The sequence below is a fragment of the Micromonospora peucetia genome, from assembly GCF_900091625.1.
GTDB classification, from domain to species: domain Bacteria; phylum Actinomycetota; class Actinomycetes; order Mycobacteriales; family Micromonosporaceae; genus Micromonospora; species Micromonospora peucetia.
On record NZ_FMIC01000002.1, the window covers coordinates 2954884 to 2968324 of the forward strand.

A 13441-nucleotide genomic window follows, 5' to 3' on the forward strand; every position below is an offset into this window, starting at 1 on the left:
ACCGCCGGCAGCTATCGCCAACCCCCGTTCCCTTATGCGATGGTGTACTCCGCAAAACGGCTGCCGGGCCAGAAAGGTCCGGCACGAGACAGCCGGACGCCCACCCTCGTGGTGGTCAGCCGATCCGGTGATGGAGGAAACGTGCCGAGAGCCCCATGGCGCCGGCGTCGTACCACTGACAGTCCGCGTCCCGCAGGGCGTCGCTGGGCGGGCCCGTTGCGCCGCAGCAGCACGCTCGCCCGACAGGTGCTGCTGGTCCGGGTCGGTCGCCGCGACGGTGACCTGCACGGAACCGGAGACCTCGCACTGCCCGAGCACCGCTACGCCGACCGGCCGCGCCGCCGCTACGGGCTGACCCGGGTCGAGCGCGCCGAGGTCGCCTCGGTCATCCCGGTCAGCCCCGCCGTCGGCCCCACGACCCCGGTCGACGACGAGTCGGCGATGTCGATCCCGCTGCTCCCCGGCGAGCGGACCGTCGCCCGCCGGATGAAGTTCGCGGTGGTCAACGCCTGCACGCTCAGCAGCCTGATGCTCGGCATGCTGGCGATCTTCCTGGCCATGCAGGGCGAGGTGCGGATCGCCGCGCTCTGCCTGATCGCCTGCGTCATCTTCGACGGCCTCGACGGGGCGCTCGCCCGCAGGTTCGGCGTGGCCAGCCCGTTCGGCGCACAGATGGACTCGCTGGCCGACATGTGCTCGTTCGGGCTCGCCGCCCCCGTGGTGGTCTACGCCTCGCTGGCCGGCTCGGTCTCCACACCGGCCGCCGCGGTGGCCTGTGCCCTCGTCGCGGCGTGCGCGGCGATCCGGCTGGCCCGGTTCAACGTCTCGCCGAAGGACGGCAGGTTCTTCTGCGGCGTACCCACCACGATGGCGGCCGCCGTGCTCGCCCTGACCGTCGCCATCGGGCTGCCCGTGCCGGGCATCGTCCAGGTCGCCGGCGTGGCGCTGCTCGCCTTCGCCATGGTCTCCAGCTTCCCCTACGCGAAGCTCGCCCGACTGGTGAAGCTGCCGCCGTGGCTGTGGCTGGCCCCGGTGATCGGCGCACTGGTCGACATCCGGCTCACCTTCGCCCTGATCGTGGTCGGCTACCTGGTCAGCGGCCCGGTGCTCTGGCTGCGTCAGCGCCGCACCGCCTGACCCACGTACGCGAGAAGGGGCGCCGCGATCCGCGGCGCCCCTTCTTCGTGTCGTCCGTTCGACCTCAGCGCCAGCGGGCGATGACGCTCGCGCCCCCGACGACCTTGTCCCCGGGGCCGACCAGCGGCTCCGCGGCGTCGGCCGGCAGGTAGACGTCGGTACGCGAGCCGAACCGGATCAGGCCGAAGCGCTCACCCCGGGCCAGCAGCGCGCCGATCGGCGCCCGCTGCACGATCCGCCGGGCGATCAGGCCGGTTCGCTGCGCCACGACCACCGTCCCGCGTGCGGTGTCCAACACCGTGTACGCGGCCACGTTGTGCTCCGCCGCCGGCTTCATCGCGTTGGCGAAGCCGCCGTCGGCGACGAAGTAGTCGACCACCTTGCCGGCCACCGGGGCACGGTTGACGTGCACGTCCAGCACCGACAGGAAGACCGCGATCCGCAGCCACTCGCCCTCGCCGAAGCGCTCGTCGTGCAGCCGCTGCACGGACAGCACCCGCCCGTCGGCCGAGGCGACCACTGCCGACGGGTCCTCCGGCACGTCGCGCTCCGGGTCCCGGAAGAAGGCGGCCACCGGGGCCGCGGCCAGGGCCGGGAGCAGCCAGAGCTTCGACTTCGGCCGGGTCGCCCGAGCCACCGCGGCCAGGCCCAGCGCGATGCCGGCCGCCGCCACCCCGTTGGAGTCGATGTGCATGCCGCGGGTCAGCGGGACGCTGGACGGGCGGTACGCCGGGGCCAGCCGGGCCGCCGAGGCGGCGTCGGCCGGGGTGTAGCGCAGCCGGTACACCCGCAGCGGCGGCGTGTTGCGCAGCACCAGGTCGACGCCGACGCCGTACAGCGCGCCCTGCCGGTCCAACTCGGCGGCAGCGCCCGCGGTACGCCCCGGCGTGGCGGTCGTGGCCACGCTCAGCACCGCGCCGTCGGCGAGGTACTTCGTCAGGCCCTCGACGGCGGCGCGGGTCTCGTCGGCCGTGCCGGTGAGCGGCTCCCCGGCGACGACCACGGCGGCGGGCTCGGCCTCGGCGAGGGTGTCGACCACGCGGACCCGGTCGGCCACCCAGCGGCCCTGGGCGGTGACGTGCTCCCGGAGGGCCGCCGAGGAGGTCGAGTCGGCGGGCACCAGGGTCAGGGTGTCGCCGGGCAGCAGCGCCTCGATCGCCGCGGCCAGCACCGCGGACTCGGGCGTCGCGCCGACCAGCAGCGCGGCCTTCGGGTCGTTGATCCGGGCGAGTTCGGAGACGAGGGTACGGGCGGCTCGCTCGCCGATGCGGACCGGACCGGACCGGCCGAAGGTGCGCACGGCGGGGGACTGCGTCATGTCGGACGGACTCCTGACGGGGTAGAGACGGGAATCGCGGCGGGACCACCACGGCGGCGCGGTCCGGCCGGCGCGGCGCCAGGTCGGCGCGGGCCGGCCGGCGGAGGCGAGTTCTCCACCGGCCAGCATAGGCCGCCACCGAGGCCGGCCGCACCGCTGTGGTCAGCCGCGCTGGCGCTCCCCACCGGCCGAGGGCTCGTCGCCCCGGCCCGCCGGGGCGTCCTCCTCGTCAGCGGCGCGGTCCTCGACCGCCTCGGGCCGGACGTCGGTGACGGCCTCCGTCGGCCACTCGTCGGCCTCGTCCCGCTCGGGCCGCCCGCCCCAGTCGGACCGTTCGCCCCAGTCGGACCGCTGGCCACCCCACGCCGCCGGGTCGTCGGCCGGTGCGGCCCGGTCGAGGTCCCACCGCGTCGGGTCGACCTCGGTGGCCGGCCGATCCGAGGTCCGGTCCACCGGTTCCGACTCGGTGGCCGGTCGATCCGACGTCCGGTGCACCAGTTCCGAAGCCGGCGGGGTGGAGACGGCCTCGGCCGCGCCCGGGGCGTCGAAGGCGGAGTCGGATGTGGCGTCGGTGGCGACGTCGGAGGTGGCCGCGTCGGCGGACCGCCCGGAGCGCAGCGCGCCCACCAGGCCCAGCAGTCCGATCAGGATCAGCGCGCCGGCCAGGAACCAGCCGACCGGCGGGAGGGCGAGCCCGAGCAGTTGGGCGAGCAGCCACCAGGCGGCGAGGCCGAGGAAGACCAGCCCGAAGGCGAACGACACGATGTCGGTGCGGTGGACCTTCACCGGGTCACCTCCAGGTTGCCGGCGTTGACGTGGATGTAGAGGCGCAGCGTTCCGCCGCCGGGGCCGTCCGGGCCCAGGTCGGCCGCCTCCCGCAGCTCCCCGGCGAGCCCGCCGGAGCGCTTGCCGAAGACGACCGCGTCGCCGGCGTTGACGTCGGCCACCGTGGTGACGTCGACGTTCGGTGGCACCACCACCGTGCACTCGCCGAAGTTGACGGAGACGGTGATCTCGGTGTTCTTCTTGTCGAAGTCGACCCCGCGCAGGTCCAGGACCGCGTCGCCGAAGCTGTTCTCGTACCGCAGGGCGAGGTCACGGTGGTCGGTGGGCGCCCAGGTGACGTTGCCGTCGACACCCCGGATCCGGTCGTAGGACTCGGCCACGGTGGCCACCCCGAGCGCGGCGGCGGCCACCAGGCCGAGCGCGATCAGCCATCGGGCCCGGCCGAACCAGGTGCCGACCAGCAGGCCGAGCCCGATGGTGGCCAACGTGGCCGCGAAGTACGCCGACGCCCCGACGTCGAAGACGTCCAGCAGGTCGATGACGGCGACCACGCCCAGGGCGAGGAAGATCAGCGAGAACGTCACCGCGCCGAGCGGGGAGCGCTCGCGCGGTCGCTTCGGCGGCTTCACCGGCGGCTTCGGCGGCGCGGGCGGCACGACGGTCTGCCCGGCGTACGGGCCGTGCGGGGCGAACGGGGGCCGGTAGCCCGGGGGCAGGGGCGGCGGCATCGGGTGACCCGGTCCCGGTGCCCCCGAGGTGGCGGCGGGCCAGCCGGAGGTGGGCGCGGCCGTCGGCCAGCCGGCGGTCGGCGTACCCGTCGGGGGGACGACGGGCGGAGTCGGGGCGGCTGGCGGCCAGGCGGGCAGTTCGGCGGTCGGCTCGGCCTGCCGGCCGGGGACCGGGGCGGACCAGGCGGCGTGGACGGCGGCCACCGGCGGGGTCGGGACCGGGCCCGCCACGGGGGGTACGGCCACGGTCGGCGGGGCCGCGTACGCGGCCGGGGCGGGATAGCCGACCGGCGGCACCGGCCCGGGCGGGGCGGTGGGCGGACCCGGCGGTACGGGGCCGACCGGCGGGCCCTGAGCGCCCCTGTTGTCGCGGTTCAACAGCAGCGCGCCGCCCACCAGGATCGTGGCGCCGAGCAGCACCGCCCGGAACGCGTCGGTGACGATGTAGCCGAAACTGATCGCGACCAGGATGCTCAACACGATCACGGTGACCGGGGACATGCTGGACCGACCCCGGCCCAGCATCGACTCGACGGGGGAGGCGCTGTCCCCCTCGCCCGGGATGATCAGCCAGGCGGTGACGTAGACCAGGATGCCGATGCCGCCGAAGAAGCCGAGCACCGCCAGCAACACCCGCCAGAGGACCGGATCGGTGTTGGTGGCCCGGCCGATCGCCGCGCAGACGCCGGCCAGGTAGCGGCCGTCGCGGGGGCGCACCAGCCCGTACCGCGAGGTGAAGCCGGTGCCGCCGAACGACGGCTGCGGTCCCGCGCCGGGCGGTGGCCCACCCGCGTCGCCGGTCACGGGCGGTGCGGTCACGGGCGGTGGCCCCCAGGAGCCGGCGGGCGCGGGCCCCCTGGGCGGTGTCGCGGTGGGGGGCGGCCCACCCGGCTGTGCCGCCCCGGGGCCGGCGGACTGGGCAGCTTCCTCGGTCATACCTCGATCCTGCTGTCCCGACCCGCCGGAGAGCCTCAGGACCCGACCCTGACCCCACCCTGAGATCCCGACGGCCCGGATGTCGGGGGCGTCCCCGTGGTCGGGTGGCGGCCCGTCGTGTGACGATCGATTCCGGCGACGGACCGTCGCCCGCTCCGTGCCACCGTGACCAGGGAGTCTCCGATCAGCGCCGTGACCCAGCCAGCCCGCCTCTACCGCGCCCCCGAGCATCGGATGGCCGCGGGGGTGGCCGCCGGCATCGCCGACCACCTCGGCATCTCCGTGCTGCGGGTGCGGGTGGCCTTCATGGTGCTGCTCGGGCTGAGCGGGCTCGGCCTGCTGCTCTACGCGGCCTTCTGGGCGGTCGTGCCGCTGCGTCCGGGCGACACCGCCGTACCGCCGCGCAGGGACCTCGCCCAGTTGCTGCCGTTCGTGGCGATCGGCCTCGGGGTGCTGCTGGTGCAGGTGATGGTCTTCGACTCGGTCGGCGCGGCCGGCACCGCCGGCTGGCTGGTAGCGATCATCGCGGTCGGAGCCGGGGTGATCTGGCACCAGTCGGCTCCGGAACGGCGGCAGCAGTGGGGCGACTCCATGCCGGTGCCCTGGCTGGGCGCGGTGGTGGAGGAGAGCGACCGGCGGGCCTTCGTGCTCCGGTTCATCGGCGGCGGGGTGCTGGTCGCGGTCGGCATCATCGGCGTCGCCGCGGTGTACTCCCCGGCGCAGAACTTCGACGCCGTGCTCAACGGCGTGATCTTCGCCCTGGTCGGGCTCGCCGGGGTCGGCGTGGTGGCCGCGCCGGTGCTGTGGCGGACGTACAACCAGCTCCGGTCGGAGCGCGAGGGCCGCATCCGCGAGCAGGAGCGGGCCGAACTGGCCGCTATGGTGCACGACCAGGTGTTGCACACCCTGGCCCTGATCCAGCGCAACGCGAGCGACGTGAAGGCCGTCCAGCGGCTCGCCCGGGGTCAGGAACGCTCGTTGCGCAACTGGCTCTACAAGCCCACCAGCTCGCCCACCGAGCGGTTCGCCGCAGCCCTGGAGCAGGCCGCCGCCGAGGTCGAGGACACGTTCGCGATCGCGGTGGAGGCCGTGGTGGTCGGCGACCGGGAGACCGACGAGCGGGTTGGCGCGCTGGTGGCGGCCGCCCGCGAGGCGCTGGTGAACGCCGCCCGGCACGCCGGGGTGCAGACCGTCTCGCTCTATGCCGAGGTCGAGCCCGAGCAGGTCAGCGTCTTCGTCCGGGACCGGGGGAAGGGCTTCGACCCGGATACCGTGGAGGATCACCGGCACGGGGTCCGGGGCTCGATCATCGGGCGGATGAAGCGGCACGGCGGCCGGGCGGAGATCCGCTCCGAGCCGGGGGAAGGGACCGAGGTCCGGTTGATCCTGCCGATCACCCGGGACCCGGCAACGGCGGAGAGGGACAAGTGATGACCGAGCAGTCGATGGAACCGGTCGAGGGGGCGGCTGCCCGCGCCGCGCGGCTGCGGGTCTTCCTCGTCGACGACCACGCCATGTTCCGGGCGGGGGTCCGTGCCGAGCTGGGGGCGCACGTCGAGGTGGTGGGCGAGGCGAGCACCGTCGGCGAGGCGGTCACCCGGATCGCCGCCACGTCGCCCGACGTGGTGCTGCTCGACGTGCACATGCCTGACGGCGGCGGCCGGGCGGTGCTGGAGGCGATGCGGCGTACCCACCCGCAGGTCAAGTTCCTGGCGCTGAGCGTCTCGGACGCGGCGGAAGACGTGATCGGGCTGATCCGGGCCGGCGCGCGGGGCTACGTCACGAAGACGATCTCCCCGGAGGAGCTGGCCGCCGCGGTCCGCCGGGTGGCCGACGGCGACGCGGTGTTCAGTCCCCGGTTGGCGGGGTTCGTGCTGGACGCGTTCGCGGCCCGTCCCGACGCCCCGGTGGCCGATCCGGAGCTGGACCAACTCACCAACCGCGAGCGCGAGGTGCTGCGGCTGCTCGCCCGCGGGTACGCCTACAAGGAGATCGCCAAGGAGCTCTACATCTCCATCAAGACCGTGGAGACGCACGTGTCGAACGTGCTCCGCAAGCTCCAGATGTCCAACAGGTACGAGTTGTCCCGCTGGGCGGCCGATCGTCGGCTCGTGTGATCCATTTCTTCCCGTAATTTCGGATGAAAGCGACGAATTCGGTCCACAGGGGCTGACAAGCGATCAACTTTCGTCTCATAATGCCCCGTCGCGTTCTCGCGTGCGGGTGGTGCACATCCCGCGGGAACGGCGGCTTCACGCAACCCGCCGTGCGCGGGTCACCCCTGGGGAGAGGTGCACGAATCTTGATGTTCGGACAACGAGGACGACGCTGGGCGCGGATCGCCCTGGCGACCGTCGCCGGTGGCGCCCTGGCGCTCGGCTCCGCACTTCCGGCCGCCGCCACTCCGGCCACCGGCGTGGCCAAGACGGCGGGCGCCAGCGCCAAGCTGATGCTCAACGGCAAGGTGGGGCAGCAGAGCGCGCTCGCGCTCGAGATCGACGGCAAGCTCGTCCCGGCCTTCTGCATCGACTACCACACCAAGGTGGCGCTCAACGAGAAGTACCAGGAGGGCACCTGGGGCGAGTCCCAGGTGAAGAACCTCGGCAAGGTGCAGTGGGTGCTCACCCACGGCTACCCGAACGCCGACTCCGCCAAGCTGCTGGCCGCCGCCGGTGCCACCGCGCCGGCGCAGGCCGACGTCGACAACCTGCTCTACTTCGGCACGCAGACCGCCGTCTGGCACTTCAGCGACGAGGTCAAGCTCGGTGACTGGGTCGAGGGCAAGGACCTGCTCGCCAAGGACAAGTACGACGTGGTCAAGAAGGTCCGCGACTACCTGGTCGCCAACGCCACGGACCAGCCCGAGCCGAAGGCCGACCTGAGCGTCGACCCGGCCAGCGCCAAGGCCACCGTCGGCGAGAAGGCCGGCCCGTTCACGGTCAAGGGCCCGGCGGGCGAGATCACCGTCGCGGCCAGCGGCGGCTCGGCGGTCGACGCCGAGGGCAAGCCGGTCACCACGACCACCAACGGCGGGCAGTTCTGGCTGACCGCGGACGGCGCGGGCGAGGTGAAGGTGACTGTTTCCGCCCAGGGCTCGGTCTCCTTCGGCCGGGTCTTCCTCTTCACCGGCGAGCGCGCCGCGCAGAAGCTGATCCTCGGCGGCAGCGCTGGCGAGACCGTGACCGCCAAGGCTGGGGCCGCGTTCGCCGCCGCCCCGACCGAGTCGCCGACGCCGAGCGCCCCGGCGGAGTCGCCATCGCCGAGCGCGCCCGCGGAATCGCCGTCGCCGACCGCCCCGGTGGACAGCCCGGCCCCGTCGACCTCGCCCGCGAGCAGCGGTGGAGACCTGCCGCTGACCGGCTCCCCGATCGCCGCCGCGATCGCGGGCGGCGTGGCCCTGCTGGCCGCCGGCGCGGTCGCCGTGCTGGTGTTCCGTCGTCGCAAGCTGCGTTTCACGGCCTGATCGACGTCCGTTGCACGGCTCCGGCCCCGGCACCGCCCTCGCGCGGTGCCGGGGCCGGAGCCCGTTCGGCCGCGGCGCGGTGGCGTTGTCGGCGGCGGGCGGACCGCACCGTTCAGCTCACCCGGTGCGCAGCACGGTGAAAGACTCGGCCAGCCGACCGGCCGGCAGCCCGGCCTCGTCCGCCGCAGCGGTGAGCTGGTCCCGCACCCAGGTCGCCACGTCCATCCGCCCGGTCTGTGAGCGGTGTGCCGCCATGGCGGCGACCTTGCGCGCGTACCGGTCGGTGACGTCGACGGCATGGTCCGGCGCGGGGCCGCCGGCGTACCAGATCTCCCGGACCACCCACGGCTCCAGCCCCTCGGCCAGCAGCTCCTGGTGGGCGAACCGGTTGCGCGCGTCCGGGTAGACCGCGCAGGTGGTGGCCTCGCCCACGGCGAGGTGGTCCGGGTGACCGGGCCCGACGAGCTGCTCCCACCGGCGCAGCGGCGAGTTGGTCAGTACCCGGTCGGGCCGGAACCGGCGGATCGCCGCCGTGATGTCCCGGCGCAGGTCGAGCGTCGGGGCGAGGGTGCCGTCGAGGTACCCGTCGAGAAACTCGACCTGCCGTACGCCGACCGCGGCGGCTGCCGCCCGCTGCTCCTCCTCCCGTAGTCGGCCCACCTCGGCGCGTGGGATGTCGTCGGACCCTCCGGAGTCGCCCCGGGTGACAAGCAGGTACGACACGTCGACACCCTCGTCCACCCAGGTGGCGATGGTGGCCGCACAGCCGAAGTCGACATCGTCCGGATGGGCAAAAACGGCCAACGCGCGGACGACGTCGGCGAGCACCGGAGCAGAAGCGGGGAAGCTCACAGCCGCCGAGCCTACGCCGGGGTCAGCACCCCCGCCGAACCATGTCTTTCCTGCTCAGAGCGGTACGACCGGCGTACATCATGATCTTTTTTCAGGTATCGGCAACGTGGCGACCAACTAACGGCTTGATAACGGCACCTTCACGGAATGGGCCGGTGGGTGTCACAGTGGCAACACCTCAGCCCCGGTGTGAGGCACTCCGTACGGCCTGACGACCGCGGACCCCGCCTGTCGGCGGTGTGCCGTGGTGGTCTCGTGTGCGCGGTGCCGATCGCGAACGGTCGAGGTGGCCCGGCGGATCGGTACAACAGTTTGTCCCGAATTCACTGCGGTGAAACCGGCTTCCCGTGATGCGGGTCGCCGGACGTGTCACCCCACCACGTGCGTGAAACCCACGACGGATCCAGGTTCAGAAAGAGGAGGCCCCTCGGAATGAGAGTCTCGAAGCGGGCAAGCAGCGCGGTCGCGCTGGGCGCGGCGTTCGCGCTCGTCGCGTCCGGTTGCTCGAGCAGCGACGGCGACGGCGGCGACGCTGGCGCGAGCGCCGACGGCAAGATCACCATCGACGGCACTCAGCCGGAGGTCGGCCTGGTCCCGGCGGCCACCACCGAGACCGGTGGTGGGGCGATCATCGACTGGCTCTGGACCGGTCTGGTCGAGTACCCGAACGACGGCAGCGCGCCGCGCAACGCGGCCGCCGAGTCGATCGAGACGACCGACTCCAAGGTCTACACGATCAAGATCAAGAAGGACGCGAAGTTCCACGACGGCACCGTCGTCAAGGCCAAGAACTTCGTGGACGCCTGGAACTGGGGTGCCTACTCGCCGAACGGCGCGCAGAACGGCAGCTTCTTCGCCGACATCCAGGGCTTCGAGGACGTCCACACCGAGGACCCGGACGGCGCCGAGGGCCCGCAGAAGGCCCCCGAGCCCAAGGCCAAGGAGATGTCCGGCCTGAAGGTCGTCGACGAGTTCACCTTCGAGGTGACCCTCGCCGCGCCGACCGCCGTGTTCCCGACCAAGCTCGGCTACAGCACCTTCATGCCGCTGCCGGACGCGTTCTTCACCCAGGGCGCCGAGGCGTTCGGCAAGAAGCCGATCGGCAACGGCCCGGTCAAGTTCGTGTCGTGGGAAGACGACGTCATGATCAAGCTGACGCGCTTCGATGACTACTCCTTGAACGACAAGATGAAGATCAAGGACGTCGACATCAAGCTGTACCAGGACGACACGGCGGCGTACAACGACCTGCTCGCCGGCAACCTGGACTTCCAGCAGCAGATCCCGGTGTCGGCCATCGCGGGCGACAAGTGGAAGACCGACCTGGGCCCCCGGGCCATCTCGTCGACCACCCCGTCGACCGGCATCATCGCCTTCCCGATCTACGACAAGCGCTTCCAGAACGCCAAGCTGCGCAAGGCGATCTCGATGTCGATCAACCGCCAGGAGATCACCGACAAGATCTTCTTCGGTTCGCGCAAGCCGGCCGACAGCTGGGCCAACCCGCTGACCCCGGGCGCCAAGGCCGGTAACTGCACCTCCTGCCAGTTCAACGTCGACGAGGCCAAGAAGCTCTTCGCCGAGTCTGGTGGCTTCACCGGTGAGCTGGTCATGTACTACAACGCCGACGCCAGCCACAAGGAGTGGATGGAGGCCGTCGCGCAGCAGGTCAAGACGAACCTCGGCATCAACGCCCGCGCCGAGGGCGTGCCGACGTTCGCGGTGTTCCGTCAGGGCATCAACGCCGGCAAGATGAAGGGCATGTACCGCGCCGGCTGGCAGCAGGACTACCCGGACGTGGAGAACTGGGTCAACCCGCTCTACGTGAGCGGCGGTTCCTCGAACGACGGCAAGTACAGCAACCCGCAGGTGGACGCCCTGGCCAAGGAGGCCATGGCCGCGCCCAGCCTGGAGGCCTCGCACGCCAAGTACGCCGAGGCTGTCGCCCTCATCGACCAGGACGTCCCCTCGATCCCGGTCTACTTCCAGGGCCAGCAGTCCGGTCACTCGGAGAAGATCAAGAAGCTCGAGGTCTCCAACGTCGGTGAGCTCGACCTCACCTCGGTCGAGCTCTGATCCGAACGGTCTGACCCCGGGTCGGGCTCACCTACCGGTGAGCCCGACCCGGGCCGTTCCGCGAGGGGTGTCACCACACTCCCTCGCCACGTCTGTCATCCCCGTGTCGGCCGTCCGACGCGCGCCCCCTGTCTGGAGGACCACCCCATGGGCCGTTATCTGTTGAGACGGCTACTCCAACTCGTCCCGGTCTTCTTCGGGACGACGTTCCTGATCTACTGGCTCGTGTGGTCGGTGCCCGGTGACCCGTTCGCGGGCAAGTGTGGCGAGCGTCCCTGCCCTGACAGCTTCGTCAACATGATGACCGAGAAGTTCAAGCTCGACGAGCCGCTCATCGTGCAGTACGGCAACTACATGAAGAACCTGATGCAGGGCGACTTCGGCCAGAACTTCGGCGGTCGGGAGATCGGCGACATCATCGCCACGGCGTACCCGAACACCCTGAAGCTGGCCCTGGTCGCGCTGGCCATCGAGGCGGTCATCGGCCTCGCCGCGGGCGTGCTGACCGGCCTGCGCCGCAACGGCTTCCTGGACAACCTCGTCCTGGTCTCGACCCTCTTCCTGATCGCGCTGCCGGTCTTCGTCATCGGCTTCGTGGCCCAGTGGCTGCTCGGCGTGCAGTGGGGCATCGTCAAGCCGACGGTCTCCAGCGAGATGCGGTTCTCCGAGCTGATCGTGCCCGGCTTCGTGCTGGGCAGTGCCTCGATGGCGTACATCGCCCGGTTGGCCCGGACGAGTATCGCGGAGAACCGCCGCGCCGACTACGTCCGCACGGCGATCGCCAAGGGCCTGCCGATGCGCCGGGTGGTCGGGGTCCACCTGCTGCGCAACTCGCTCATTCCGGTGGTGACCCTGCTCGGCACCGACCTCGGCGCCCTGATGGGCGGCGCGATCGTCACCGAGGGCATCTTCCAGATCAACGGGATCGGCCAGCAGGTCTACCGCGCGATCGTCACCAAGGAGAGCGCTACCGTTGTCTCCATCGTGGTGGTCCTGGTGCTCGTCTACCTGCTGATGAACCTGCTGGTCGACCTGCTCTACGCCGCCCTGGACCCGAGGATCCGCTATGAGTGAGCGCAGCGAACGAACCATCATCGCGGTGTGCGCGGGCGCTCGTGCCCGTGCCGAGCGGAGCGAGGTGCGGGCATGAGTGACCCGAGTGCCGCCTCGATCGTCAGCACGCCGCCCGCGCAGGCGCCGAACGCACTCGGTGCGCCGACCAACGCGGGCCTGCCGGAGAACGCCCGCCAGGAGAAGCCGCGCGGCCTGCTCGGCGACGCCTGGCGCGACCTGCGCCGCAAGCCGCTGTTCTGGATCTCCGCGACGTTCATCCTCCTCTTCCTGCTGATGACCGCCTTCCCCTCGCTGTTCAGCTCCGGCGACGCGGAGAACGGCAGCCTGCAGAACAGCCTCGTCGGCCCGTCGTCGGAGGCGTGGTTCGGCTACGACCTCCAGGGCCGCGACGTCTTCGCCCGGGTGATCTACGGCGCCCGCGCGTCCATCGTGGTGTCCGTGCTCTCCGTGCTCGGTGTGCTGCTCTTCGGCGGTGCCATGGGCATCATCGCGGGCTACATGGGCGGCTGGGTCGACGCGGTGCTCTCCCGTATCGCCGACGTCTTCTTCGGCCTGCCGTTCGTGCTGGGCGCCATCGTCATCCTGACCACCTTCAACGGGTCGGGCACGAGCAACGGCAAGACGGAGATCATGGCTCTGGTGAGCATGTCGCTGATCGTGCTGGGCTGGCCGGTCGTGATGCGGCTGATGCGCTCCTCGGTGCTGGCCACCAAGGAGGCGGACTACATCGTCGCGGCCCGGGCGCTGGGCGCCAGCACCGGTCGGATCATCCTCAAGCACCTGCTGCCGAACTGCCTCGCGCCGCTGCTGGTCTACGGGACGATCCTGGTCGGCTCGTACATCGGCGCCGAGGCGACGCTGTCCTTCCTGGGCGTCGGCCTGAAGAGCCCGGTGGTGTCCTGGGGCATCATGATCAATGAGGCGCAGAGCCTCCTCCGCGTCGCGCCGTACCTGCTCTTCTTCCCCGCCGGGTTCCTCGTCACCGCCGTGCTGAGCTTCGTGATGCTCGGCGAGACGGTCCGCGAGGCCCTCGATCCGAAACTCCGCTAGGGGAGATTCAGTTGTCCGACA

General features: G+C 71.7%; 10 protein-coding genes and 1 pseudogene. 7 read left to right on the plus strand and 4 right to left on the minus strand.

From position 1 onward, the window contains the following. The first annotated feature begins 216 nt into the window (after positions 1-216). The gene (locus tag GA0070608_RS13930) at positions 217-1137 is read left to right on the plus strand and encodes a CDP-alcohol phosphatidyltransferase family protein (RefSeq protein ID WP_091627926.1); all 921 of its coding nucleotides are present in this window, start codon (positions 217-219) and stop codon (positions 1135-1137) included. A 64-nt stretch (positions 1138-1201) separates the two neighbouring features. Here the strand turns inward: GA0070608_RS13930 and GA0070608_RS13935 are convergent, their stop codons facing one another. From GA0070608_RS13935 to GA0070608_RS13945, 3 genes and pseudogenes are all read right to left on the minus strand, one after another. Beyond that, positions 1202-2455, minus strand: a complete 1254-nt coding sequence (locus GA0070608_RS13935; RefSeq protein WP_091635058.1) for a phosphatidylserine decarboxylase — start codon at positions 2453-2455, stop codon at positions 1202-1204. A gap of 602 nt (positions 2456-3057) precedes the next feature. After that, a pseudogene (locus GA0070608_RS13940) lies at positions 3058-3241 on the minus strand (hypothetical protein); the annotation flags it as partial. After that, positions 3238-4905: a PspC domain-containing protein gene (locus tag GA0070608_RS13945; RefSeq protein WP_091627928.1), complete on the minus strand. Its 1668-nt coding sequence runs from the start codon at positions 4903-4905 to the stop codon at positions 3238-3240. The gene GA0070608_RS13945 and the pseudogene GA0070608_RS13940, both read right to left, overlap by 4 nt. Positions 4906-5070: 165 nt before the next feature. Here GA0070608_RS13945 and GA0070608_RS13950 point away from each other — a divergent pair, with 165 nt between their 5' ends. The 3 genes from GA0070608_RS13950 (at position 5071) to GA0070608_RS13960 (ending at position 8368) form a co-directional block, all read left to right on the plus strand. Then, positions 5071-6336, plus strand: a complete 1266-nt coding sequence (locus GA0070608_RS13950; RefSeq protein ID WP_091627931.1) for an ATP-binding protein — start codon at positions 5071-5073, stop codon at positions 6334-6336. Then, a complete protein-coding gene (locus tag GA0070608_RS13955) occupies positions 6336-7022 on the plus strand; it encodes a response regulator (protein ID WP_091627933.1) in 687 nt (228 codons plus the stop codon). The genes GA0070608_RS13950 and GA0070608_RS13955 overlap by 1 nt, the downstream gene beginning before the upstream one ends. A gap of 188 nt (positions 7023-7210) precedes the next feature. Beyond that, positions 7211-8368, plus strand: coding sequence for a Cys-Gln thioester bond-forming surface protein (locus GA0070608_RS13960; RefSeq protein ID WP_245715783.1), 1158 nt, complete (start codon positions 7211-7213; stop codon positions 8366-8368). 117 nt (positions 8369-8485) lie between these two features. Here the strand turns inward: GA0070608_RS13960 and GA0070608_RS13965 are convergent, their stop codons facing one another. Then, on the minus strand, positions 8486-9220 hold the full coding sequence (locus tag GA0070608_RS13965) for a PIG-L deacetylase family protein (RefSeq protein WP_245715784.1): 735 nt from the start codon (positions 9218-9220) through the stop codon (positions 8486-8488). Between the two features lie 432 nt (positions 9221-9652). Between GA0070608_RS13965 and GA0070608_RS13970 the strand changes: the two genes are divergently transcribed. The 3 genes from GA0070608_RS13970 to GA0070608_RS13980 all read left to right on the plus strand — a co-directional run bounded on the left by GA0070608_RS13970 (position 9653) and on the right by GA0070608_RS13980 (position 13420). Then, positions 9653-11296 carry a peptide ABC transporter substrate-binding protein gene (locus GA0070608_RS13970; RefSeq protein ID WP_091627939.1) on the plus strand — a complete coding sequence of 548 codons (1644 nt, stop codon included), beginning with the start codon at positions 9653-9655 and terminating at the stop codon, positions 11294-11296. Positions 11297-11443: 147 nt separating this feature from the next. Continuing rightward, entirely contained in the window at positions 11444-12370 is a 927-nt protein-coding gene (locus tag GA0070608_RS13975; protein WP_091627942.1) for an ABC transporter permease, read from the plus strand. A 72-nt stretch (positions 12371-12442) separates the two neighbouring features. Further along, positions 12443-13420, plus strand: coding sequence for an ABC transporter permease (locus GA0070608_RS13980; protein ID WP_091627944.1), 978 nt, complete (start codon positions 12443-12445; stop codon positions 13418-13420). Positions 13421-13441 lie beyond the last annotated feature (21 nt).